Origin of the sequence: Methylobacter sp. BlB1, assembly GCF_015476545.1 — a bacterium.
Classification (GTDB): Bacteria; Pseudomonadota; Gammaproteobacteria; order Methylococcales; family Methylomonadaceae; genus Methylobacter.
The window spans coordinates 146,754-169,263 of the sequence record NZ_JADMKV010000002.1 but is presented as its reverse complement, the minus strand read 5'-3'; the positions used below and the strand labels follow the sequence as shown (position 1 = coordinate 169,263).

At 53.7% G+C, this 22,510-nt stretch carries 23 protein-coding genes; 14 read left to right on the top strand and 9 right to left on the bottom strand.

Features of this window, described 5'->3' with window-relative positions; all coding sequences use genetic code 11:
- Positions 1 to 445 precede the first annotated feature (445 nt).
- The 3 genes from IT781_RS01975 to IT781_RS01965 are packed head-to-tail and all read left to right on the top strand — an operon-like array spanning position 446 to position 4,790.
- Entirely contained in the window at positions 446 to 2,098 is a 1,653-nt protein-coding gene (locus IT781_RS01975; protein ID WP_194968449.1) for a DHA2 family efflux MFS transporter permease subunit, read from the top strand.
- A gap of 3 nt (positions 2,099 to 2,101) precedes the next feature.
- Entirely contained in the window at positions 2,102 to 3,565 is a 1,464-nt protein-coding gene (locus IT781_RS01970; protein ID WP_194968448.1) for an efflux transporter outer membrane subunit, read from the top strand.
- Complete coding sequence (locus IT781_RS01965) at positions 3,558 to 4,790, top strand: HlyD family efflux transporter periplasmic adaptor subunit (RefSeq protein ID WP_194968447.1); 1,233 nt, start codon at positions 3,558 to 3,560, stop codon at positions 4,788 to 4,790. The genes IT781_RS01970 and IT781_RS01965 overlap by 8 nt, the downstream gene beginning before the upstream one ends.
- A gap of 45 nt (positions 4,791 to 4,835) precedes the next feature.
- Here IT781_RS01965 and IT781_RS01960 read toward each other — a convergent pair whose 3' ends face one another.
- Together IT781_RS01960 and IT781_RS01955 are read right to left on the bottom strand one after the other, a co-directional pair.
- A complete protein-coding gene (locus IT781_RS01960; protein WP_194968446.1) occupies positions 4,836 to 5,243 on the bottom strand; it encodes a TraR/DksA family transcriptional regulator in 408 nt (135 codons plus the stop codon).
- 74 nt (positions 5,244 to 5,317) lie between these two features.
- Positions 5,318 to 5,563, bottom strand: a complete 246-nt coding sequence (locus tag IT781_RS01955; protein ID WP_194968445.1) for a hypothetical protein — start codon at positions 5,561 to 5,563, stop codon at positions 5,318 to 5,320.
- A 516-nt stretch (positions 5,564 to 6,079) separates the two neighbouring features.
- Between IT781_RS01955 and IT781_RS01950 the strand changes: the two genes are divergently transcribed.
- From IT781_RS01950 to rluB, 9 genes are all read left to right on the top strand, one after another.
- Positions 6,080 to 6,739, top strand: coding sequence for a diguanylate cyclase domain-containing protein (locus IT781_RS01950; RefSeq protein WP_194968444.1), 660 nt, complete (start codon positions 6,080 to 6,082; stop codon positions 6,737 to 6,739).
- A 170-nt stretch (positions 6,740 to 6,909) separates the two neighbouring features.
- Positions 6,910 to 7,647, top strand: coding sequence for a rhomboid family intramembrane serine protease (locus IT781_RS01945; RefSeq protein WP_194968443.1), 738 nt, complete (start codon positions 6,910 to 6,912; stop codon positions 7,645 to 7,647).
- Positions 7,648 to 7,838: 191 nt separating this feature from the next.
- A complete protein-coding gene (locus IT781_RS01940) occupies positions 7,839 to 9,758 on the top strand; it encodes an ATP-dependent DNA helicase (protein WP_194968442.1) in 1,920 nt (639 codons plus the stop codon).
- On the top strand, positions 9,755 to 10,438 hold the full coding sequence (tsaB, locus tag IT781_RS01935) for a tRNA (adenosine(37)-N6)-threonylcarbamoyltransferase complex dimerization subunit type 1 TsaB (protein WP_194968441.1): 684 nt from the start codon (positions 9,755 to 9,757) through the stop codon (positions 10,436 to 10,438). The genes IT781_RS01940 and tsaB overlap by 4 nt, the downstream gene beginning before the upstream one ends.
- A gap of 43 nt (positions 10,439 to 10,481) precedes the next feature.
- Entirely contained in the window at positions 10,482 to 11,102 is a 621-nt protein-coding gene (locus IT781_RS01930) for an L-threonylcarbamoyladenylate synthase (RefSeq protein WP_194968440.1), read from the top strand.
- 16 nt (positions 11,103 to 11,118) lie between these two features.
- Complete coding sequence (locus IT781_RS01925; protein ID WP_194968439.1) at positions 11,119 to 11,772, top strand: site-2 protease family protein; 654 nt, start codon at positions 11,119 to 11,121, stop codon at positions 11,770 to 11,772.
- 9 nt (positions 11,773 to 11,781) lie between these two features.
- Entirely contained in the window at positions 11,782 to 12,594 is an 813-nt protein-coding gene (locus IT781_RS01920) for a ScpA family protein (protein ID WP_194968438.1), read from the top strand.
- Entirely contained in the window at positions 12,554 to 13,411 is an 858-nt protein-coding gene (gene scpB, locus IT781_RS01915; RefSeq protein WP_228778850.1) for an SMC-Scp complex subunit ScpB, read from the top strand. Before IT781_RS01920 ends, scpB begins: the two co-directional genes overlap by 41 nt.
- Positions 13,365 to 14,363: a 23S rRNA pseudouridine(2605) synthase RluB gene (rluB, locus tag IT781_RS01910; RefSeq protein WP_370526879.1), complete on the top strand. Its 999-nt coding sequence runs from the start codon at positions 13,365 to 13,367 to the stop codon at positions 14,361 to 14,363. Before scpB ends, rluB begins: the two co-directional genes overlap by 47 nt.
- 116 nt (positions 14,364 to 14,479) lie before the next feature.
- Here the strand turns inward: rluB and IT781_RS01905 are convergent, their stop codons facing one another.
- From IT781_RS01905 to IT781_RS01875, 7 genes are all read right to left on the bottom strand, one after another.
- Positions 14,480 to 14,932 carry a nucleoside deaminase gene (locus tag IT781_RS01905; RefSeq protein WP_194968437.1) on the bottom strand — a complete coding sequence of 151 codons (453 nt, stop codon included), beginning with the start codon at positions 14,930 to 14,932 and terminating at the stop codon, positions 14,480 to 14,482.
- 312 nt (positions 14,933 to 15,244) lie between these two features.
- Positions 15,245 to 16,261: a bacteriohemerythrin gene (locus IT781_RS01900; protein ID WP_194968436.1), complete on the bottom strand. Its 1,017-nt coding sequence runs from the start codon at positions 16,259 to 16,261 to the stop codon at positions 15,245 to 15,247.
- Between the two features lie 352 nt (positions 16,262 to 16,613).
- Positions 16,614 to 17,162, bottom strand: a complete 549-nt coding sequence (sufT, locus tag IT781_RS01895; protein WP_194968435.1) for a putative Fe-S cluster assembly protein SufT — start codon at positions 17,160 to 17,162, stop codon at positions 16,614 to 16,616.
- Positions 17,163 to 17,172: 10 nt separating this feature from the next.
- The gene (locus IT781_RS01890) at positions 17,173 to 17,901 is read right to left on the bottom strand and encodes an SDR family NAD(P)-dependent oxidoreductase (protein ID WP_194968434.1); all 729 of its coding nucleotides are present in this window, start codon (positions 17,899 to 17,901) and stop codon (positions 17,173 to 17,175) included.
- Positions 17,892 to 18,572, bottom strand: coding sequence for an HAD family hydrolase (locus IT781_RS01885; protein WP_194968433.1), 681 nt, complete (start codon positions 18,570 to 18,572; stop codon positions 17,892 to 17,894). Before IT781_RS01885 ends, IT781_RS01890 begins: the two co-directional genes overlap by 10 nt.
- Before the next feature lie 7 nt (positions 18,573 to 18,579).
- Positions 18,580 to 19,287: a bifunctional 2-polyprenyl-6-hydroxyphenol methylase/3-demethylubiquinol 3-O-methyltransferase UbiG gene (ubiG, locus tag IT781_RS01880; protein ID WP_194968432.1), complete on the bottom strand. Its 708-nt coding sequence runs from the start codon at positions 19,285 to 19,287 to the stop codon at positions 18,580 to 18,582.
- Between the two features lie 68 nt (positions 19,288 to 19,355).
- A complete protein-coding gene (locus IT781_RS01875; RefSeq protein WP_194968431.1) occupies positions 19,356 to 20,681 on the bottom strand; it encodes a TRZ/ATZ family hydrolase in 1,326 nt (441 codons plus the stop codon).
- Positions 20,682 to 20,741: 60 nt separating this feature from the next.
- Between IT781_RS01875 and mtnA the strand changes: the two genes are divergently transcribed.
- The gene (mtnA, locus tag IT781_RS01870) at positions 20,742 to 21,788 is read left to right on the top strand and encodes an S-methyl-5-thioribose-1-phosphate isomerase (protein WP_194968430.1); all 1,047 of its coding nucleotides are present in this window, start codon (positions 20,742 to 20,744) and stop codon (positions 21,786 to 21,788) included.
- Complete coding sequence (cysZ, locus tag IT781_RS01865; RefSeq protein WP_194968429.1) at positions 21,775 to 22,494, top strand: sulfate transporter CysZ; 720 nt, start codon at positions 21,775 to 21,777, stop codon at positions 22,492 to 22,494. Before mtnA ends, cysZ begins: the two co-directional genes overlap by 14 nt.
- Positions 22,495 to 22,510: the final 16 nt, after the last annotated feature.

Here is a 22,510-nt window from a genome sequence, read left to right as displayed (position 1 = left end):
CCGCTGTCTGGCTGTTCGGTTCCGGCGTATTGGGATTGTTGGGCTTCAATCGCAAACGTTCTCAGTCGTTAGCGGCATAAAATACCACTCACGATTGCTCAACAAGGACCGCCTTTCGGGTAGCCGAAGGCGGTTTTTTTATTGTTCCAGCATTGTCAAGCCTCAGGAAAATACGGCGAATGTGGAAACGCATGGAGCCGTTTTCTAGTTATCTCCTGCTCAGGTACTCGTACAGAATTAATCAATCCGTCACCGAAAGCAGCAATAATTACGATATTTCGTTATTTAACGATATTAAGTAATTATTCGTAACGTCTTATCGCTGATCCTCTGCCGAAAGTTGATAATAATTTTTTGATCTCATTGGATATTTTTTAATTTTTTTACTTTGGCAGGGAAATTGCTCTTATTGGATATCATAATATTCTAATGAGAGGTTTCCATCATGACTATCGTCAGCAAAAAAGCGCGGCATGTCCTGCCACCAACGAAGCCCGACAGCCTGCAAGCGGTCAAGGCGAGCCAAGGCAGCTTGAACGGGACGCATTTTATCCTGCTCAACTTCGCATTGCTGCTCGGAAACATGCTGGTGCTTTTCAATACCGGCGCATTTGCATCCATCAGTTTGCATGCCACCGGCGGGCTGGGGGTCAGCCCGAGCCACGCAAGCTGGATGCAGTCGTATTATTTCATCAGCATGGCGATAGCCTTGCCTGTCAGTTCATGGATGTCAGTGCGCTTCGGCAGAGTACGCCTGTTTATTGCGGCCATGATACTGATGGCTTCGGGATCGCTGCTTTGTTCTGTCACAGATGACTTGATCTGGTTTCTGCTGGGCCGGGTTCTTCAAGGGTTTTTCGGAGGCTTGACGATACCTTTGTCGCAGACCTTGTTGCTGAATGAATATTCCGAATCCAGGAAAGGTTTCGCCGTTGCGCTCTGGAGCATGGCCGCGCTGAGTCCGTTCACATTGGGGCCGGCGGCAGGCGGCTGGATCGCCGATACGCTGGGCTGGCGCTGGCTGTTCTATCTCAATGTGCCGCTGCCGCTTGTTTCGGCGGGACTGGTCTGGGCCTTGCTGTTCGACCGGATGAATCAACCTGCGAAACTGCCCTTTGACCGTATCGGCTTTCTGTTGTTGGCAGTAGCGCTGGGCTGTTTGCAGACGGTACTGAATCAGGGACAGGATGCAGACTGGTACAATTCCGGCCTGATCGTATCGCTGGTGCTCATCGGCATGCTGGCATTGGCCTGTTTCGTCATTTGGGAACTGGCCGAACGCCATCCGCTATTGGACTTGCGTCTGTTCGCGCGCCGCAATTTTGTTATCGGATCTTTCATCCTGAGCGTGAGCTTCCTGCTCATGTACGGCCTGCTGTCGATTCTGCTGGTGCGCCTGCAATCAGTGGCCGGTTATACCTCATTCATGGTCGGTTCCGTACTGCTGCCTCTGATATTTCTGGCCAAGCCCATGGCTGCCTTTTTTCATCGGATCATCCATTACTTCGACGCACGCTGGCTGGCCAGCTTGAATCTGGCGAGTTTCGCCGTGTTTTGTTTCTGGACCAGCGATTACGATTTTTTCCGGCGCAACAGTTTGTTCAGCGAATCGCTCGGATCTCAGGTATTGGAAGGTTTTTGTCTGGGCGGACTGTTTGTGCCGCTCACGACGCTATTCCTGTCCGGTCTGACGCCGCGGCGTCAAAATCAGGCTGTGGAGCTGGGCGGCATGTTGCGCGTGCTGGGCGGCAGCATCGCATCGCCGCTGCTCGGCGTGATCTGGGAGCGTCGCGCCGCATTTCATCAGAGCCGATTGATCGAAACGTTTACGTCTTACGATACCTTGGGCAGAGAGACCATCGCCAGCCTGAATGCGGCCGGCATGCATGGCCAGATTGCCACGGCCAAGCTGGCCGGCTTGGCAGGCGGGCATGCCGCTATTCTGGGTCTCAACGACACGTTCCGCCTGGCGGCCTGGATATTTCTGGGGCTCGCGGCCCTGGTCTGGTTTGCTCACCCGACTGGTCCTACGCGCCGGCCCTCGCCCAAGTGGGCCTTGCGCGAAACGGCCCTGGAAGCGCTGGTTGAGGAGCCCTAACCGATGCGCAGACAGACTGGTAAACGTCGAACAATAACAGGGTTGCTGACCGGCCTGATGTTGCTGGGCAATGGCTGCGCCCTGCTGCCGGAGGCCGGCAACAGGGCGAAATTGCTGGATATGCCGAGCCTGGAGCAAACCGCGAATGCCGATCCGGCCGTCGAAAAGCGCATCAGGGAATGGCCGAGAGCTCAATGGTGGCGCGACTTTCACAATCCGGAACTGGAGCGGCTGGTGGAAACGGCGTTGAGCGGAAGCCCGGCGCTGCGGATTGTCCGGGCCAGACTGGGCCAGGCGCAGGCCGTGGCCGATTATCAGGCCGCCGAGATGCTGCCCAGCGTGGGAGCCAGCGCCGACGTTCATCTGCGCCATTTCTCCGAGACCGACTTCTATGGCCCCACCGGCGGGACAACCACTTTTGGAGCTTACATTGACCCGCTGGTGTTTCGTTATCACCTCGATCTTTGGGGCAAGGACAGGGCGGCTCTGGAAGCGGCGCTGGGCCGGGAGCAGGCGCAGGCGTCAGAACTGGCCGTGGCGAAACTGATTTTAAGCACCTCCATCGCACGCAGCTATTTCCGCTTATGCTCTGCCGAGGACGAGATCAAGCTGGCTCAGGCATTGATTGCCGATGCCGAAGAAATGCTGCGCCTTGCCAGGCTGCGCCGGGATAAGGGCATTGACAAGCAGGACCCCGTCCACGCCGCCGAGCAGAAGCTGGCGGCAGCGCATCAGCGAGAAGCCAGCTTGCGCGCAGAAGCCCGGGTGCTGCGCAACCGGCTGGCCGCGCTGTCGGGGCAGGGGCCGGATTGGGGCAAGGCCATCACAACCCCAGAGAGTGCCTTTCACGGACCGTTCCCGTTGCCCGAGTCATTGTCGATAGGCCTGTTGACTCATCGGCCGGACGTCGCCGCGGCGCTTTGGCGGGTCAAGGCGGCCGCCAAGCTGGTGAAAGTCGCCGAAACCGAATTTTACCCCGACGTCAACCTGGTGGGATTCGCAGGCTTGCACAGCTTGAATCTGAAGGATCTGTTCCTTTCCAACGGCGCCAGCGTGGCTTATTCGATCGGGCCGACCGTGACGTTGCCGATCTTTGAAGGCGGACGCCTGGAAGCTTCCCTGAAGAACGAGCAGGCCGGTTACGACGCTGCCGTGGAAAGCTATAACGAGGCCTTGCTGAGCGCAGTGCAGCAAGTGGCCGATGCGCTGGCGCACTGGCGTAAAAGCCGGGAACATGACGAGGCCCAGGAGCGAGCGCTGCACGCCGCCGAAGCGGAAGCCGCGCTGGACGAAAAACGTTTTCGGGCCGGCCTCAATACGCGCGACAGCGAGATCGAGGCTGATATGCAGATGATCGAACAGCAACTGAAGCTCAGCGATTTACAAGCCGAACATCTTCAGGCGGCGGTCGGGCTGATCGAAGCTCTGGGTGGCGGTTACGAAAGCAAGGCAACACAGTATGAATAAAACGCAAGACAGCAAAATCAGTCCGCTTAAAATGACGCCGAGAGTGGCGGGCAAACGCCGGCGACGGTGGCGGGATCTGCGGGCGCGCCGGTTGACGCTGGTCGCCTCGGTAGCCGGCCTGGCCGGGCTTGTTTATTTGAGCTACTGGCAGTTCCATAACCGGCATTTCGTGGTTACCAATGATGCCTACGTCACCGGCAATCTGGCCTCGCTGAAGACGCAGACCAGTGGCACGATCGTGGATGTGCGCGTCGACAATACGCAATACGTGCACGAGGGTGACGTACTGATGCGTCTCGATGGCCTGGATGCCCAGGTTGCACTGGAGCGGGCGCAGGCCGATCTGGCCGAAGCCGTGCGTCAGGTTGAAATCCTGTTCAGCAAGGTTGAGACGCTGCGCCAGCGGCTTGCCGAAAAGGAAGCCGCGCTCAATCGAAGCCGCCGCGACCTCGCGCGTTACCGCAGCGTGGCCGAAGACGGCGCCGTTTCGGCGCAGCAGATCGAGGATACGCAGTTCGTCGTTCTCGAACTCGAAGCCGCCATCAGGCAGATTCGCGCCGAACTGAGCGGGGCCGAGGCCCTGGTGCATGGCGCCGGACTGGCTGACAATCCCAAGGTCCAGCAGGCCGCCGCGGCCCTCAAACGGGCCTATCTGGACCGGGTCAGGCAGGACATCGTGGCGCCGGTGTCGGGATTCGTCGCCAAACGCAGCATTCAGCCCGGTGAACAGGTGCGGCCGGATACGCCGCTGCTGGCTATCGTGCCGTTGGATTATTTATGGATAGAGGCCAACTTTCTGGAAAGTGAATTGACTTTCGTGCAGCCGGGACAGCCGGTCGAAATCACCGTCGATCTGTACGGGGCGAATGTGGTCTATCACGGCGAGGTGCTCGGTTTGGGCGCAGGCACCGGCAGCGTATTCGGTCTGCTGCCGCCGGAAAACGCCACCGGCAACTATATCCATATCAGCGAGCGCGTGCCCGTGAGGATTAGCCTGAATCCGGAGGAACTGCGCGCGCATCCGTTGCGTCCCGGACTTTCGGCAATCGCGCGCATCGATACCCGCAAGCCGGGGCGCTCAGTGCTGGAGCCTTTGACTACGACGCCGCCGGGAACGTATATGACCGATGTTTATGATGCCCAGCTCGAAGGAGCCGATGCCCTGATTGATAAGATAATCGAGGATAACCGGCTGCCCGGTGCGGCAAGGATTGCGGATCAATGAGTCATAAATCGGACTCAAACAATCCCTGCGCTATAGAGGCGTGTTTTACAGGTTGACTTCCAGGTCAGGCGTTATTCTGGCGGCATAGGTTCTTTCATAAAGCGTCTGGCAGACGATGCAGCGTTTTGCGGCAGGGTAGACCAGCAGACGCTTGAACGCTATGGGCGAATCGCACTCGATACAGATGCCGTAGTGGCCCTCGGCGATGCGCATCAGCGCGGCGTCGATATCGTTTATTTCATGCACGTGCCGGTCTATGCTGGCGAGGTTGATATCAACAAGAAGGTCCGCTACCGATTCATCCCCTGAGTCATGAACCGCCCCGGCCAGCTCCCTGTATTGTTGATTGTCATAAGACAGCAGTTCTTCGCGTATTTCATTGCGCAGCTCCATATAGCGGCTTTTTAACTGCCTTTTGAAATTGTTGACCTGGAATTCAGATAATTTATGCATGATTAGAAACCTTTAGAGGTGATGATATGCCCGGTATTGAAATTCATTGATCAATAACGGCATGGTTTGGGTTGTTAAATGTTGTCGGGATCACAGGAACCGGCTTTTATCCAGACACCGTAATCGCAATGCAATAAATTGTCGCCACTGCAGACATAGGCGTCATGATCATATCGCCTATTATTGAACAGGCAGCTCTTGGCGCCGGGTTGCTGAAGTTTGAAATCCTGGGCTTCCAACGGATACTCTTCAAGGATCGGCGAGGTGTTTAATTCTGGATCAGGCGCTCCGACTTGTGGTCTATTAATGCGATCAGCCATTTGTTCTATGCCTTAAGTATAATGATCGAGATGCTTCAATAGCATGACTAAATATCAGGATGAAAGGCGCTTATATTGGTGGAGCCAATAGACGATTTGGGTTTTTCGCCAATGATTTTTGTCATATCGGTAAGTTCCGCAGGCGCATGTTAATGTTTGCTGATATCTTTCCGGCGGCGGTTAACCGCCGGCAGGTTTAAATTGCCGCAGGCTTATCTCAATCCGCATCGTTGATAATCAAGTCTATTCAACATGAGCTAGCGAGTGAGCAAAAACCTGAACAGGATTATGGCTATTTATAGCGAATCGAATGTATTAAAAGTATTCGTAGGATCACTTAGATAATGATACGGATAGATAATGGCCGGATTTGTTTCTACTATAACGGATGGTTAGCAGGAATAGGCGCGTCTGAATGACGTTTTTTTGATTGAGGCGGCTTCTGTCTGCCGGTATTGGCAGAGAGGCTGATGCGGTCGCACCGAGAGCGGTTTTTTTAGAAGAATAAGGAGAGTTATGGAAAAAAAGACATCACATCGAGGGCTTGATGACATCGGCAAGGCCTGGGGCTGGTTATTCGGCAAAAATAGGGAAACAGATGTTGAAAAAGCTCAACTTGATGCCGTGGAAAAGCAAAAAATTGACAATGCCAAAGATGAACAGCAAGCCATAAAGACGGCTCTGGATGACCCGTCGGCACCGCCTGCATTAATCAACAGGGCAGAGCTGGAAAGGATATTCTCTTTCTTTAAAACGAAAGCCGATAGATATGGTATGCGCATAGCCTTTCTTGATGTGTTCGTGGGTGATTGCATAAGCATGGATCACGCGCTGGGGCGTCAGGAGTGCGAATCTCTGTTGAATGATATCTGTAACAGAATCATAAGCTTGAGCAGAAAAGACGAGTTTGCAGTAAAGCTGGATAGCAGTGAAGTGTATTTGTTCGTGCCGTTTTTTCAATCGGAGGAAGAGCTTTGCCTATTATCTGAAAGGCTGCTTAAAAGCATTGAAGAAGCTATACAAATAGAATACCGGAATCTTTCATTATCAAGCCGTATCGGCATATCGATTTATCCCAAAAACGGCAAGACGCTCGATGAATTGTTATTGGCAGCCAGAAAAGCGCTATATAAGATCGATACCTCCAATAAAAGACTCTATCATTTCGCCTTATAAGCCGGGGCAGCTTTGAATCCAGTATGCGAATATAAACGTGCATTCGTGCTGATGCGGGTTGAAACCGTTATTTACGGTGGATAATGCTTTACCAAATTTTTAGGTAGTGACACGCCTATCTATTTACCGCACAATTAGGTTATAAACAGCTAATCGTTAAGGAAAAGGTTATGTTTCCAATCAGAGATGAAAATCCGAGGGTACGTCCGCCAGTAACAACCGTCATCATTATAGGGCTTAATATTGCGGTATGGCTTTTTATTCAGGGCGGCGGAAGCGTTATGCCTCTGATCAAGTCATTTTGCCTTTACAGCCTGATTCCTGGCGATCTGCTTGGTACTGTGCCGCCTGGTACTGTTGTTCCGCTGGTTGAAGATGTGGGTTGCGTCCTTGACGGTAAAGGCAGCCTCACAACCTTGATCACGCATGCCTTTCTGCATGGCAGTTGGTTTCATATCATCAGCAATCTCTGGTTCCTGTGGATTTTCGGCGATAATGTCGAGGATTCAATGGGAGGAGTCCGTTTTATAGTCTTTTATTTGGCCTGCACCATAGCGGCGGCTGTGGCGCAAATCGCAGCCGATCCGGCAGCGATCACGCCGATGGTTGGTGCATCCGGCGCCGTCGGCGGCGTGATGGGCGCCTACGCCAGGTTGTACCCCAGGGCTTCTATTTACGCTTTGATCCCGATAGGCTTTTTTCTCACAACAGCGGTAATCCCGGCTGTGTATATGCTTGGGCTCTGGTTTTTCATTCAGTTGCTCAGCAGTCTATTTGGTGCGGAAGGGCCTGCCAATATCGCATTCTGGGCGCATGCCGGCGGCTTTTTAGCTGGCTTGATACTGATAGGCCCCATGCACCGGCGGGATTATCTAAATGAGCATCGCCGCCTGAATCCGGAAAAATAAGACAAGCATTGCTTGAAGTTGATAAATCATGCGCCAATAAGATTCCCTAAAATTGCAGGATTTAGATTAAACAGACGACCGGCGTTTTATTTATCGCGGTATAATCTGCAAGCGAATCAGGCTGTTTCGTACATTTTCCCTTTTATACAGGTTCATCCGCGTTCGCCCGTGCGGGCATTATTATTTCTCAAGTGACAGAATTAGAATCATTCTTTGGCAATGATGGCGCATTATCGAAGATAATTTCAGGTTATCAGCCCAGAACGGCCCAGATTGAGATGGCCGAAGCGATCGTGCGTGCCGTCGAAGAAAGCCGGAATTTGATAGCGGAAGCAGGGACCGGTACGGGCAAGACTTTTGCCTATCTGGTGCCGGCTATTTTATCGGGTAAGAAAGTCATTATTTCAACCGGCACCAAGAACCTCCAGGATCAACTGTTCAACAAGGATTTGCCGGTTATCCGCAAGGCCGTCAAAAAGCCTTTCATGGCTGCGCTGTTGAAAGGCCGCAGCAATTACTTATGCAGCTATCGGCTGAAGAACGCGTTTGAGTCGACCCTGGGCTTCAGCAAGGACGACGCGGCGGCGCTGGCAAAGATCAAGTCCTGGGCGCAGCGCACCAAAATCGGCGATGTCTCGGAAATGTCGGAGGTTGCCGAGGCCGATCCCATCTGGTATCAGGCTACTTCGTCGGTAGAAAATTGCCTGGGGCAGGATTGTCCCGATTATGCCGAGTGCTTTATGGTCAAGGCCCGCAAGAAAGCGCAGGAAGCAGAACTTCTGGTCATTAACCATCACTTGCTCTGCGCCGACTGGTCGATACGCGACAGCGGTTTCGGCGAGCTGCTGCCGGATGCCGATGTCGTGATCATCGATGAGGCGCATCAATTGGCTGATACCGCTTCAAACTTTCTTGGCATTAATATAGGGGGCAGGCAGCTCAGCGATCTGGCCAGTGATGCATTGGTCGAGTATTTCAAGGATGCCACCGACCTACCGGCCTTGCGCACGGCTTGTGAAGATCTGGATCATGAAGTCAGGGATCTGCGCCTGGCTTTCGGGATCGAGCTGAAGCGCGGCGAATGGTACGAAATTGAAAACAATCCCAAAATAACCGCCGGCTTGAACGCCGTGAAAGAGCAATTGCAGCGCCTCACCGATCAGCTTGAGCTGGCTTCGGTCAAGACCAAAGGGCTGGAATCATGCTTCAAGCGCGCCGAAGATCTGCTTCAGCAATTGAAGATCATTATCGAAGACGACAGCGGCAAATGGATACGCTGGTACGAGATCCATAAAAAAAGCTTTACCCTGAGCCGGACGCCGCTCGATATCGCGGCCGAGTTCCGCTCGTTCATGCAGCGGCATCAGGCCGTCTGGATCTTTACCTCGGCGACGCTGAGCGTGGCGAACAAGTTCGATCATTTCTCGAATAACCTGGGCTTGACCAATGCGGCCAGCGCCAGTTGGGGCAGCCCGTTCGATTATGCCAACCAGTCGCTGTTTTATCATCCCAAGGGCTTGCCGCAGCCGAATGATCCCGAGTTTATCCCGCTCATCATGAATTTTGCCTTGCCGGTCCTGCAGGCCAGCAAAGGGCGGGCATTTTTCCTCTTTACCAGTCACCGCGCGCTGAAACAGGCCGAAATGCTGCTAAAGGACAAACTGGATTACCCGTTGCTGGTGCAGGGCAGCCGTCCCAAAGGGCTGCTGCTGGAACAGTTCAAAGAGGCCGGCAACGCTGTTCTGCTGGGCACCTCGAGCTTCTGGGAAGGCGTCGATGTGCGCGGCGAAGCCTTATCCTGCGTGATCATCGACAAGCTGCCGTTCTCATCGCCTGGCGATCCGGTGCTGAAAGCGCGACTGAACGCCATGGAACGGCAGGGCCGCAATCCGTTTTTCGAACACCAACTGCCTGCCGCCGTGATTGCGCTGAGACAGGGCATAGGCCGCCTGATCCGCGACGTCAAGGACAGGGGCGTGCTGATGGTTTGCGATCCGCGCCTGTTGAAGCGGTCCTACGGCCAGATTTTTCTGGACAGCGTGCCGCCCATGAAACGCACGCGCGATATCGAGGACGTGCGGGCATTCTTTCAACAAGAGACTGAACAATGAAATTACTAGCGGTAGAAACATCCACCGAAGCCTGTTCGGCGGCGCTATTCATAGACGGGGCCGTGGCCGAGCGGTTTGAAATATCGCCCCAAAAACATACCCGGCTGATATTGCCGATGATCGATGGTTTGATGGCCGAAGCCGGCCTGAGGCCACAGCAGCTCGACGCCTTGGCGCTCAGCCGCGGACCGGGCAGTTTTACCGGCGTGCGTATTGCCACGGGCATCATCCAGGGCATCGCCTTCGGCGCCGATTTGCCGGTCGTGCCTGTGTCCACGCTGGCGGCCATTGCGCAGGATTTTTTCGACCACCACGATGACAATATCTCCTTCACGGCTATGGATGCGCGCATGGGCGAGATTTTCTGGGGCGTTTACCGGCGCGATGAGCGGGGCTATGCCGAACTGCTGGGCCAGGAAGCCGTGACACCGGCCGAACAGGTCGAATTTCCGGCGCTGGCCGGCGTTGGCGTCGGTTCCGGCTGGGGCGTCTATCAGAACCTATTGATGGCTCGGTTGGCAGGGTTCGTCGAACGCTGCGAGACCGGTTTATTGCCGCGTGCCGGCGCCGTTGCGCGTTTGGGCGCATACGGTTTCGAACAGGGGCTGGCGGTCGATGTTGAACAGGCCATGCCGGTTTATCTGCGCGACAAAGTCGCAAAGAAAGAATCGGAGCGATAATAGGCTATAATAGCTCATCGTTTGCAACCTACCGCGTCAGGCAATGGCTCAATATTTCGAAATTCATCCCGAGAATCCGCAACTGCGTTTGATACACCGCGCTGTGGACATCATTCGTAAAGGCGGCGTCATCGCTTACCCGACGGATTCATCCTATGCGATTGCCTGCCATATCGACGATAAACAGGCGTTGGACAGGGTGCGCCGCATCAGGCAGCTGGACGAGAAGCATAATCTCACGCTGGTCTGCAAGGATCTGGCGCAGGTATCGAATTTCACCAAGATGGGCAATGACGCCTTCCGGTTGATCAGGGCTTTAACGCCGGGTCCGTTTACGTTCATTCTCGGCGCTACGCACGAAGTCCCGCGCAGGCTCCAGCATCCCAGGAAAAAAACGATCGGCATACGCATTCCCGATCACCCTGTCACACAATTGCTGGTCCAGGAACTGGGCGAGCCTTTGCTGAGTTCCACGCTGATATTGCCGGGCGACAGCGAGGCGCTTACCGATCCTTACGAGATCAGAAACAGGCTTGAACATGAGCTGGATCTGGTCGTCGACGCCGGCATCATTGCCTCCGAGCAAACGACCATGATCGAATGTTCCGGCAATGGCTGCGAAATTGTCAGACAGGGCAAGGGACTTGCCCCCATGCTCGATTGATACAGGAAAGCAAATTATGATGAATGAATTGACGCTGCTGCAGCGTATAGTGGTTTGGATATTGCCGGTGGTTTTCGCGATTACCGTGCATGAAGTCGCTCACGGCTGGGTCGCTAAAAAATACGGCGACAATACGGCCTCCATGCTGGGCCGGCTGACCTTGAATCCAATAAAGCATATTGATCTGGTCGGCACTATTATTTTGCCGGGCATATTATTGATCACGGGGACCGGCTTTATTTTCGGCTGGGCCAAGCCGGTGCCGGTCGATCCGCGCTACTTCAAAAATCCGCGCCGCGATATGGCGATCGTCGCGCTGGCGGGGCCTGTTTCCAATCTGCTGATGGCGATCAGCTGGGCCTTATGCGCGCGCATAGGCGTCGCGCTGAACATGGAAGTCTTATCATTGCCGCTGATTTATACGGGCATTGCCGGCATTTCCATTAATCTGGTGCTGGCGCTGATCAACCTGCTGCCGATTCCGCCGCTGGACGGCAGCCGTATTCTGACCGGCATTCTGCCTTCGCGACTGGCCTGGAAATATAACCAGCTGGAGCCTTACGGTTTTTATATCCTGTTGCTGTTGTTGGCAACAGGCGCTTTGGGCGCGATTCTGGCTTATCCGATGTATATTGTTCAGCAGCTGTTTTTCTCGATTGCCGGACTGTAGTTTTTTGAGATGAATCAAAATACAGCCGAGGTTCTGGAGGAGCCGCAAGCCATCGCTATAGTTCATGGTGCGCCGTTTAATGAGTTGCCGGAAGACCTCTACATTCCGCCCGATGCGCTGGAAGTGTTTCTGGAGGCCTTCGAGGGGCCGCTGGATTTGTTGTTGTACCTGATCAGAAGGCAGAATCTCGATATTCTCAACATACCCATCGCCCAGATTACGCATCAGTATGTCGCTTACATACAGATGATGGAACTGCTGAATCTGGAACTGGCGGCCGAATATCTGGTCATGGCCGCGCTGCTGGCGGAGATCAAGTCCAGAATGCTGCTGCCCCGGCAGCCGGAAGCGGAAGACGAAGAAGAAGACCCAAGAGCCACGCTGATCCGTAGATTGCAGGAATATGAAGCGATCAAGAATGCGGCCGAGGAAATCGATCTGATGCCCAGGATTGAGCGTGATCTGTTTGAAACGCCAGTTGATGTTTCCACGCTCAACGTTGAGAAAATCCTGCCCGATGTGCAGTTAAGAGAACTGTTGCTGGCGTTTAAGGATGTACTGAAACGCGTAGAACAGCTTAGTCACCATCAAATTATCAAAGAACCGTTATCAGTCCGTGAACGAATGGCAACCATTTTGGAAAAACTTAAAGGAGAAGATAGTCTCCTTTTCTCGCAATTATTTATCCGAAAAGAAGGACGACAAGGGGTCGTTGTCTCGTTTCTGGCCATCCTCGAACTCAGCAAAGAGCGACTCATCGACATCATCGAATCAGACGCCATTGCCGGGCTTCGAGTCAGAAGCGCCGGCAGCGCCGCTTGAGCCAAAGAGAGAGCGAAAGCCCAGAAAAGCCAAACCGGTACCCAATCTTGCGACTGATTCAGATACCTCGATTATTCCCGAGCCTGTTGAAGGGCCGCCTGTCGATCTAGACAGACTTAGAGCCTACGTCAGCCACAAGAATCGACGCCGACAATATCAACCCATACAATTACCCGAACCGCTACCCGTCAGTGAGCAGCCGGAATTCAACATGGAAATCAAACGCATAGTCGAAGCCATTTTATTCGCTGCCAGCAGACCGATGACCGCAAAACAGGTGCAACAGGTATTTCCCGAGATAGAACAGCCGGAATTGCCGGAAATCCAGTCGGCCATCGACGCCATTGTTGAAGAATACCGGTTCAGGCCTGTCGAACTGAAAAAAGTGGCCAGTGGCTATCGGTTTCAGGTCAAACAGGAACTGTCGCGCTGGGTGGCACGGCTTTTTGAAGAAAAACCGCCCAAATACTCGCGCGCATTGCTGGAAACGCTGGCTATTATCGCCTATCGTCAACCGGTGACGCGCGGCGATATCGAAGACATTCGCGGCGTCAGTGTCAGCAGCAGCATCATGCAGACACTCCTAGAACGCGAGTGGATACGCATAGTGGCTTATAAGGAAGCGCCGGGGCGGCCCGCGGTTTACGGTACGACCAAACAATTTCTGGATTATTTCAATATTGCCTCGTTGGATGAACTGCCGACTTTACAGGAGATTCAAAATCTTGATTTGTCGATGGACAACGGGCAACAACCCATGCAGGTAAAGAGTGAAGAGCAAGAAACCAGCGAACAGTTCGCAGAAACAGCCGAATAACAGCAAGGCATCGAAAAAGACCGATCGCGCTAAACCGGCGGCGGGCGAACATTATAAAAAAGCGCCGCGGCGCGACGGTTCAGATGCACACAAACCATTCAGCAAAACCAAGCCGGCCAAGCCGCCCCAAAAGACCGATGCGGATCAGCCGGCAGAAGGCGAACGCATCCAAAAAGTACTGGCGCGCGGCGGCGTCGGTTCCCGTAGGGAAATCGAGCGCTGGATAGAAGAAGGACGGGTCAAGCTGAACGGTGTGGACGTCACCCCAGGCACCCGTTTAAAGCCAGGGGACTTTTTGCAGATCAACGGCCGGATCGTGCACTGGGAAAAATTCGGCAAACAGCCTACGCGCGTGCTGCTGTACCACAAGCCGACCGGTGAAGTCGTTACGCGCCGCGATCCGGAAGGCCGGCCCGTCATATTCTCGCAGTTGCCGGAACTGGCGGTGGGCCGCTGGATTGCGGTAGGCCGTCTCGATATCAACACCTCGGGATTATTGCTGGTGACCAATAACGGCGAGCTGGCCAATCGCTTGATGCACCCGTCCACATCCGTGGAGCGCGAATATGCCGTGCGCATTCTGGGCGAAGTATCGGACGCGACGATGGAAAAGCTCAAGCAGGGCGTGGAACTGGAAGACGGCAAGGCCAAGTTTGACGAGATCCATTTTGCCGGCGGCGAAGGGGCCAATAAATGGTATCACGTCATTGTGACCGAGGGCCGCAACAGGCTGGTCAGGCGTTTGTGGGAATCGCAGGAGGTCACTGTCAGCCGGCTGATTCGTCTGCGTTACGGGCCTGTGGTGCTGCCGGAGCGTTTGAAAACGCAGGCTTTTTATGAACTGACCGATAAAGAACTGGATCTGTTGTTTGAATTCGCCGGCATGGCTAAAGAGGAGAGAGCGGCGGCAGCCGAACCCGCAACGAAAGTCTATAAGCCAAGACGACATTAACGCCAATTACATCCGCTGATCAGCTATCAGGATCGTCTGGCAGCTGATCAGCGGAGCGGCATTTTTCGGGCTGATTTTGACATCAGGAATAGCTTTTGAGCGTTTAAAGCAGCGGCTTATTCCACAGCAATATCTTCATTCCAAAGTTGCGGCTTTTCCCGGATTAAACGGGCCATCAGTTCGATGCACCGTTTATCATCAAGCAAGGTTACTTCGACGCCATGACTTTTTAAAAACTCAATGTTGCCGGGAAAATTTTTGTTTTCGCCAACGACAACGCGTTTAATGCCGAACTGAACAATGGTGCCGGCGCACATCATGCAGGGGCTGAGCGTCGTGTACAGGGTAACGGCCTTGTAACTGCTGCGCCGCCCGGCCTGGCGCAGACAGTCCATTTCGCCATGCGCGATCGGGTCTCCTTCCTGAACGCGTTTGTTGTGGCCTACGGCTAAAATCTTGCCGTTTTCAACCATTGCTGTACCGATAGGCAAACCACCTTCGTCGTAGCTTTTTTGCGCTTGCTCGAAAGCCATGTCCATGAATTTTTGGTCTTGTTCTCTCGTTGTCATAATTGATCACCACTTCTCTGCAATTATTTAGTTTTGACTTGCTTGTCCAGTCATTCCTTCGTTTATCTGCGCGGAAACGAAGCTGGCGGTAATTTATTGATTATGGCTGAAGTGCGCTTTGTCTGCACCCTTAATTTCTCCATCAGAATGACTGTTTTCTAATGGTTTTTCTTCAGACACTTTCTGGAGACAAGGCGTTGGTATCAGGCATTTACGAAACGAGGGCAGTTGGCGGACAAAATAAATTAATCGGCAAATAGACTCTGATTTGTGTCCTTTGATGATCCTGGATAATATGAATAATGCCTGCAGTCAGCGGTCCTGCCGCGGCATCTTTCCGGGCTGGATCAGGCGACCTTGGGTTTCTTTCAATTTTTGGTGTAAAACCCGTTGCGCTTCCTTTTTTCGATTAAACTTTTCGTGGATTTGCTGCAATTCCTGTGTTCGTTTTCTTAAAGTTTCTTCAAGTTGAGCCACAGATAAAGCCAGTGCCGCTTCAATCTGTTTTTGTCTCGAAATATTCATGCCCCAGCCGATAAAGCCGGCAAACTCGTTATTTTCAAACATTCTGGGAGCCGCGGTTTCCAAAACATGAAGGCAGGTCTCATCACGGGTAATCAGCCGGTATTCAATCTGCACTATTGAGCGTTCTTTAAAAGCTCGGGCATATTCGGCCAGTAATCGATTGCGGTCATCCGGGTGAATGTAATTCAGCCATGCGTCGGTTGAATAGTCGCTGGCCGTTAAACCAGTGACTTGCTGCCAGTGTTTATTACAGTAAATAAGCCGGTTGCATTCATCCTTGAGCCAGATAAAGACGGGCAGATCATCGACAAACGTTGTGAATTGGCTTTCGCTGTCCTGTGGCGCACTGCCGGAAGCGTCCTTGATGAAGTAGCATGCGCTGGTTTCGCCGACAGCTTGCTCGACTTCAAGCATTGTTAACGCCATCTGTTTATCGGCATTGAGTATATGGTCGGTGAGCCAATCCATAAAAAAATTGAGCAGCTCTATCGAGATTCTTTTCGGGTTGATCGCACACCGGAGCTGTTCCTTGGCAATTTTTTTTACAAATTCCTGATGTTTTACCCGATGCTCCAGAAAGAGCGGTTCAGGATAGTCATTTTGGCGCATGAAATTTTCTTCGGCATCGAAATGATAATAGATATAGGCGACCAGTTTATCTAATGTTCTGATCAGGACCTGCTGCGCTTCTCCCATGGCAATGACCTCATTCAGCCGATTGATTAGATTGAACAGCCGCTTATGCTGTGTATCAATCTTATCAATACCGGTAGTGAATTTCGGGTCCCAAGGGAAGAGTGTCATGGTTCATGTGTATAAATGGATGGTAACAGTAATTTTTACAGTACCCGATAGTTTTATACAATCATGCAAAAATTATAATAATGTCAGTAAATGCTGATAATCTGATTGAATAGGGTCAGAGGACAACATTGATGAATAGGGAGAGTTGCTGGAAAAACAACATTCCGGGCGCAATGCCTCGGCGGCAATGTAGCCGGGATGAAAACCGTTTCCCGGTTAATAGTCCTGAAGAAGGGTGAGGGATGGCGGCAGCCGGAATATAGCATCCATCATGCAGCCGCCGGGAAATATCAGGTCCAGACCTTGGTTGTGCAAGTTCGCGTACGTTAGTGTCGAGCCTGTTCGGGCTTGCTTAATACAGGCCTAGCTGCAACTGAGCGACTTCCGACATCATTTCGCGCGACCAGGGCGGATCGAGCACGATTTCGACATTGACACTGGCGACGCCGGGCAGCGCGCGGATGCATTTTTCCACATCGCTCTGGATGACAGGCCCCATGCCGCAGCCGGGCGCCGTCAAAGTCATCATGACATGCACGTCGTTCAGTCCTTCGCCAGTCGGCGTGACCTGGCAGGAGTAAACCAAGCCCAGGTCGACGATGTTGACCGGGATTTCCGGGTCGTAAACCGTTTTCATGACTTCCCAGCAGTTTTTTTCAACCGCTTCCGGGCTGGTATCCTTGACCAGGGTGTGCAGTTGATGCTCATCCTTGCCCAGCGCGTCGGCATCGACGCCTGCAATGCGAACCATGTGGCCGTGTTCGGTTACGACGGTGTAGTTGTTGCCGAGAGATTGGTGAATAGTAACCTGGTGGCCTTTGCTCAAAGTTCCGGTATTGCCGTCCGGTATAGTGACAACATTGACATCGCGGGTTAAAACAACGGTTTCTCTTTCTGCCATAATAGTTCAGTTATAGATTAAAGGTTCGGGCGTCTATAACTTGGCCGGTGATGCCAATGCTTTCGGCGCCAAATAAATAGACATAGACGGGAGCCAGGGATTCCATGGCGGGCAGCTTGTGTTTGTCTTCCGCCGGATAAGCGCGCTTTCTTAGCGGCGAGTCAACAGGGCCGGGCACTAAGGTATTGACGCGTATTTTGTTGAAGGCTTCAAGTTCTTCGGCCAGGATATTGGCCAAGCCTTCCATTGCTATTTTCGATACGCCGTAAGCGCTCGAATAAGCCGGCGCGTTTCTGGCGGATGAGTCGGAGGTGAAGACGATCGAGGCGTGCGCGCTTTTATTCAGCACCGGCAGCAACACGCGGCTCAGCAGAAAAGGCGCATTCAGATTGACGTTCAGCGTATGTCCCCAGTCCTTGGTTTTAGTGACTGAAATAGGCGAGAATGCGGTAAATTCCACGGCCGAATGCAGAACGCCCTGCAGCGAACCGTATTTTTCGTCGATTCTGTCGGCCAGTTCCTGATAGTCCATTTCACTGGTGCCCGCCAGATCGAAAGGATAAATAATAGGTTCCGGCGCGTTGGCGGCTACGATGGCGTCGTAAGTTTTTTCCAGCTTGGGGATGCTTTTATCGAGCAGGATAATATGCGCACCCTGTTTGGCCAAGGCCAGCGCCGCCGTGCTTCCCAGGCCGCCGCCTGCACCGGTGATAAGAATGACGTGATGAGTTAGCGGCATGTGAATGACTCTATCCAGGTTGGAATTTGTTCGGGCGACTCGATCAGCGCATCGGCGCCCCAGGTTTCCGGCATGTCGCCCGGTTTCAGGTAACCGTACAGTGCGGCCAGGGTTTTCATCCGGGCATTTTTTCCGGCCGCAATATCATGAACGGCATCGCCGATAAAAACGCATTCCTGGGGCTGAACGCCTGCCTGCCGGCAGGCTTCCAGCATCGGTTCAGGGTGCGGCTTGCTGTTGGCCGTAGTATCGCCGCTGACGATGCAGGCGGCCCTCGCGGTCAATTGCAATGCTTCCATCAGCGGCTCGGTAAAGCGTTTGCGTTTATTGGTCACGACACCCCATTTCAATCCCAGCGCTTCGATGATGCCCAGTGTTTCGACCATGCCCGAGAAAAACACCGTATGTTCGGCAATATTGGTCTGGTAACAATCAAGCATGGTCTTCAAGACAGCAGCCTGAGTCTCCTGATCGGTATCGGCGCCTACACTCTCTCTGACCATGGCGCCGCCGCCATAGGAGATAAAAGGGCGGATAGCTTCGGGCGCGACGGTTGAAAAGCCATGCTCGGCCAAAGCCTTGTTCAGGCTGGCGATCAGATCGGGCGCGGTATCGACCAGTGTGCCGTCCAGGTCGAATAAAACGCAGGCTAATTTGAAGTCGGTCGACATTGGGCGTCTATTCGGACCGTCTGAATGCGGCGAGGTAGTTGACATCGATGTCCTTGCCCAGGCTGAAACGCTTGGTGAACGGGTTGTATTCGATGCCCACCATGCCTTGCAGTTCAAGGCCTGCGCTGCGGGCGGACTGGCTCAATTCCGACGGCTTGATGAAGGTTTTGAAATCATGCGTGCCTTTAGGCAGCATTCTGAGCACGTGCTCAGCCGCGACAATGGCCAGCAGATAAGCTTTCGGCTGCCGGTTCAGAGTCGAGAAGAATACCATGCCGCCGGGCTTGACGAGCCGGGCGCAGGCGCTGATGATAGAGCCGGGGTCCGGCACATGTTCGAGCATCTCCATGCAGGTGACATGGTCGAAGCTTTCAGGCTGCTGCTCCGCCAGCGCTTCGGCGCTGATTTTCTGATAGTGCGTGTTGACGCCGGATTCCAGCCCATGCAGATCGGCGATATCGATCAGTTCTTCGCTGAGGTCAATGCCCAGCGCATCGGCGCCAAGTCTGGCGAGCCCTTCGGTTAAAATGCCGCCGCCGCAGCCGACGTCAACGATGCGCTTGCCGGCGATTTCCGCATACTGCTGGATGAACTGGAGGCGCAGCGGATTAATGTCGTGCAGGGTTTTGAATTCGCCTTGCGGGTCCCACCAGCGTTCGGCCATTGAGCCGAATTTGTTGATTTCGTGCAGATGTACGTTGTCTGATGCTGTCATCTTATGAACCGTGTGTTGGATGGCTATTAGTGTACTATATTAGTAGGTTATTCGTCATTACTGGTTGCTCATGCCGATAGGCGCTGCCGCCATTCGTCGAGCTTCTGCTTTAAATCCGTTATATCGATCGTGGTCAGATTGCGCTGTTTCAACAGGCGTTTGCCCGCTACCCAGACGTCGGTAACCTGCTGGCGGCTGGCGGCATAGACGATCTGTGAAACCGGACAATACAGGGGCTGGGTTTCCAGTTGCGACAGATCGATAGCAATGACATCGGCGGATTTGCCGATGCTGAGCGAGCCGATTTCCTGATCCAGGCCCAGCGCTTTGGCACCGTTGATGGTGGCCATGCGCAGAGCTGTCATGGCCGGGATAGCGCTGGCGTCGCCGGCAATGGCCTTGCCGAGCAGCGCAGCGGTACGCATTTCCCCGAGCATGTCGAGATCGTTGTTGCTGGCTGCGCCATCGGTGCCCAGGGCAACATTGATGCCCGCCGCCAGGCATTTGGCGACCGGACTGAAGCCGCTGGCCAGCTTCAGGTTCGATTCGGGGCAATGCACGATATGCGCGCCGGTTTCGGCAACCAGTTCGATTTCGTCATCGGTCAGCTGGGTCATGTGGACGGCTATGAATGACGGACTGAGCAGGCCCAGTTCATGCAATCGCTGCAACGGTCGCTGCCCGGTTGCCTGCTGTGCCTGTTCGACTTCGTGCAGGGTCTCATGCACATGCATATGCACGGGCAGTTCCAGTTCATCGGCAAACGTTCTGACTTTGCTCAATGGCTCATCCGAGACCGTATACGGCGCATGCGGGGCGAACGGCGTCGAGATCAGCGGATGATGGCTGAGTTGATCGTGCAAGGCCAGGCCTTTTTCGATGTAGGCTTCGCTGTTTTCGGCCCAGATTGACGGAAAATCGATCACGATCAGGCCGACGCTGGCGCGTATGCCATGATGCAGGGCCTGCTGTGCTGTGATCTCAGGAAAGAAATACATGTCATTGAAGCAGGTCGTGCCGCCCAGAATCATTTCGGCAATGGCCAGATCGGTGCCATCGCGCACAAACGCTTCGCTCATCCATTTCTGTTCCAGAGGCCAAATATGATTTTGCAGCCAATCCATCAGATGCAGGTCGTCGGCGATGCCGCGCAGCAATGTCATGGCCGCATGCGTATGGCTGTTGACGAAACCGGGCAGCAAAGCGTGACTTTCCAGGTTTTCCGTTGTCGTACCTTGGTACTTTTGCCGGGCTATATCCGACGGCAACAGATCGATAATCCGGCCGCCATCGATAACCAGGGCATGGTATTCATATACGGAGGGAGCCGTAGTTACGGATTCCGGTTCAACGGGTATAATCCAGCGCGCGTGGATCACTGTATCGACTATCATAGGTATTCCTGTTATTTAGACGCGGAATTATAACTTTTTTAACTTAATTTTTGATAAATAATGACAAGACAGAGTAAATTGGCTGTACAAGCCCTGCAATGGACAGGCGCTGCTTTAAAAGTATTGGATCAACGACAACTCCCCGAAACCATCGTTTATGACGAATACAGCGATGCCGCCGGCGTGACGGAAGCCATTGCTTCCATGCGTGTGCGCGGTGCGCCGGCGATCGGCATTGCGGCGGCTTACGGGGTCGTGCTGTCTGTCATGCGGCATTATTCGGCTGGATCGGATCAGTGGCGGCAACAAGTGGCGGCCGATATCGACAGGCTGGCGCATTCTAGGCCGACGGCCGTCAATCTGTTCTGGGCACTGGATCAGATGAAGGCGGCATTGAGTCAGGTACAAAGTGATCCTTTGGCGGCTGCGCTGGCCTGTGCCGAGAAAATTCATGCGGACGATATCGCCGCCAATCACGCCATGGGCGAATTGGGGGCTGACATTCTGGCCGGCGCCAAAGGCATCATGACGCACTGCAATGCCGGCGCGCTGGCGACAGGCGGCTATGGCACAGCGCTGGGCGTTATCCGCAGCGTCTATCGACGTCAGCCGGTCAATGTCTATGCCGGCGAGACCCGGCCCTGGCTGCAGGGCGCGCGCCTGACCGTCTGGGAACTGGCGCAGGATGGCATACCGGCAACGCTAATCGCTGATTCGGCGGCGGCCTGGCTCATGAAATCCGGCTCGATCGACTGGATAGTCGTGGGCGCCGACCGTATTGCCGCCAACGGCGATGCGGCCAACAAGATCGGCACTTATTCATTGGCTGTGCTGGCCAGGCAGCATGGCGTCAAGCTCATGGTGGCGGCGCCGACTTCGACGATAGACTGGAGCATCAAAGACGGCAGCAGCATAGAGATCGAACAGCGCAACCCCAATGAATTGCTGGCATCTTGCTACATCAAGGAGGATTCTCTGGTCAGCGCCTGGAATCCGGTATTCGACGTGACGCCGGCTGAATTGATTTCAGCGATTGTGACCGAGAAAGGCGTAGTTTTGGATCCGTCTGAACATGGGGTAGGGAGTCTAAAACATGCAGATCAATAAAAAAGGCAATAACCCGGCATTGGCGGTCGGCTATTTTTTCAGAGGATTGGGATTATTGGCCAGTCCTCAATTGCGCGCCTTTCTGATCATTCCGGTTCTGATCAACCTGGTGCTGTACAGCGTGATGTTGACGTTGGGCTATTTTTACGTCGACAGTCTGATCGAGCAGTTTATTCCCGGTTGGCTGCAGTGGCTGAGCTGGATCTTGTGGCCGCTGTTTTTTATCAGCTTTTTTATCGTTGGCTTTTTTACCTTCACGATACTGGCGAATCTGATAGCGGCGCCGTTCTATGGCAGACTGGCGGCAAAAACGCTGGCTATCGTCACCGGGAAAAACGGCACTGTCGCAGAACAGCCTTTGACCAAAGTCATGGCTGCTGAAGTTAAACGATTCGGGTATCTTGTTGCGCGGGCTTTGCCGTTACTGTTGTTGTCCATTATTCCCGGCATCAATGTGATCGCGCCTTTTCTGTGGGCCTTGTTCGGCGCCTGGGCCATGGCGCTCGAATATATGGCTTACCCGCTTGAAAACGAAGGCGTTCTGTTTTCGGAGCAGAAACAGCTGGCTAAAGAGATGCGTTTGGGTGCCTTGAGCTTCGGCGGATTGACCATGGCAGGATTGACGTTGCCGTTATTGAACATTGTCGTGGCGCCGGCTGCCGTCATTGGTGCAACTATTTATCTTCATGATGTCAAACAGGGTTAAAAGCACGAGGTTGATC

Bases quoted from the DNA above. Each gene is read 5' to 3' on its own strand.
- IT781_RS01975 (WP_194968449.1), top strand. From the start codon at position 446: ATGACTATCGTCAGCAAAAAAGCGCGGCATGTCCTGCCACCAACGAAG.
- IT781_RS01970 (WP_194968448.1), top strand. From the start codon at position 2,102: ATGCGCAGACAGACTGGTAAACGTCGAACAATAACAGGGTTGCTGACC.
- IT781_RS01965 (WP_194968447.1), top strand. From the start codon at position 3,558: ATGAATAAAACGCAAGACAGCAAAATCAGTCCGCTTAAAATGACGCCG.
- IT781_RS01960 (WP_194968446.1), bottom strand. From the start codon at position 5,243: ATGCATAAATTATCTGAATTCCAGGTCAACAATTTCAAAAGGCAGTTA.
- IT781_RS01955 (WP_194968445.1), bottom strand. From the start codon at position 5,563: ATGGCTGATCGCATTAATAGACCACAAGTCGGAGCGCCTGATCCAGAA.
- IT781_RS01950 (WP_194968444.1), top strand. From the start codon at position 6,080: ATGGAAAAAAAGACATCACATCGAGGGCTTGATGACATCGGCAAGGCC.
- IT781_RS01945 (WP_194968443.1), top strand. From the start codon at position 6,910: ATGTTTCCAATCAGAGATGAAAATCCGAGGGTACGTCCGCCAGTAACA.
- tsaB (WP_194968441.1), top strand. From the start codon at position 9,755: ATGAAATTACTAGCGGTAGAAACATCCACCGAAGCCTGTTCGGCGGCG.
- IT781_RS01930 (WP_194968440.1), top strand. From the start codon at position 10,482: ATGGCTCAATATTTCGAAATTCATCCCGAGAATCCGCAACTGCGTTTG.
- IT781_RS01925 (WP_194968439.1), top strand. From the start codon at position 11,119: ATGATGAATGAATTGACGCTGCTGCAGCGTATAGTGGTTTGGATATTG.
- IT781_RS01920 (WP_194968438.1), top strand. From the start codon at position 11,782: ATGAATCAAAATACAGCCGAGGTTCTGGAGGAGCCGCAAGCCATCGCT.
- IT781_RS01905 (WP_194968437.1), bottom strand. From the start codon at position 14,932: ATGACAACGAGAGAACAAGACCAAAAATTCATGGACATGGCTTTCGAG.
- IT781_RS01900 (WP_194968436.1), bottom strand. From the start codon at position 16,261: ATGACACTCTTCCCTTGGGACCCGAAATTCACTACCGGTATTGATAAG.
- sufT (WP_194968435.1), bottom strand. From the start codon at position 17,162: ATGGCAGAAAGAGAAACCGTTGTTTTAACCCGCGATGTCAATGTTGTC.
- IT781_RS01890 (WP_194968434.1), bottom strand. From the start codon at position 17,901: ATGCCGCTAACTCATCACGTCATTCTTATCACCGGTGCAGGCGGCGGC.
- IT781_RS01885 (WP_194968433.1), bottom strand. From the start codon at position 18,572: ATGTCGACCGACTTCAAATTAGCCTGCGTTTTATTCGACCTGGACGGC.
- ubiG (WP_194968432.1), bottom strand. From the start codon at position 19,287: ATGACAGCATCAGACAACGTACATCTGCACGAAATCAACAAATTCGGC.
- IT781_RS01875 (WP_194968431.1), bottom strand. From the start codon at position 20,681: ATGATAGTCGATACAGTGATCCACGCGCGCTGGATTATACCCGTTGAA.
- mtnA (WP_194968430.1), top strand. From the start codon at position 20,742: ATGACAAGACAGAGTAAATTGGCTGTACAAGCCCTGCAATGGACAGGC.
- cysZ (WP_194968429.1), top strand. From the start codon at position 21,775: ATGCAGATCAATAAAAAAGGCAATAACCCGGCATTGGCGGTCGGCTAT.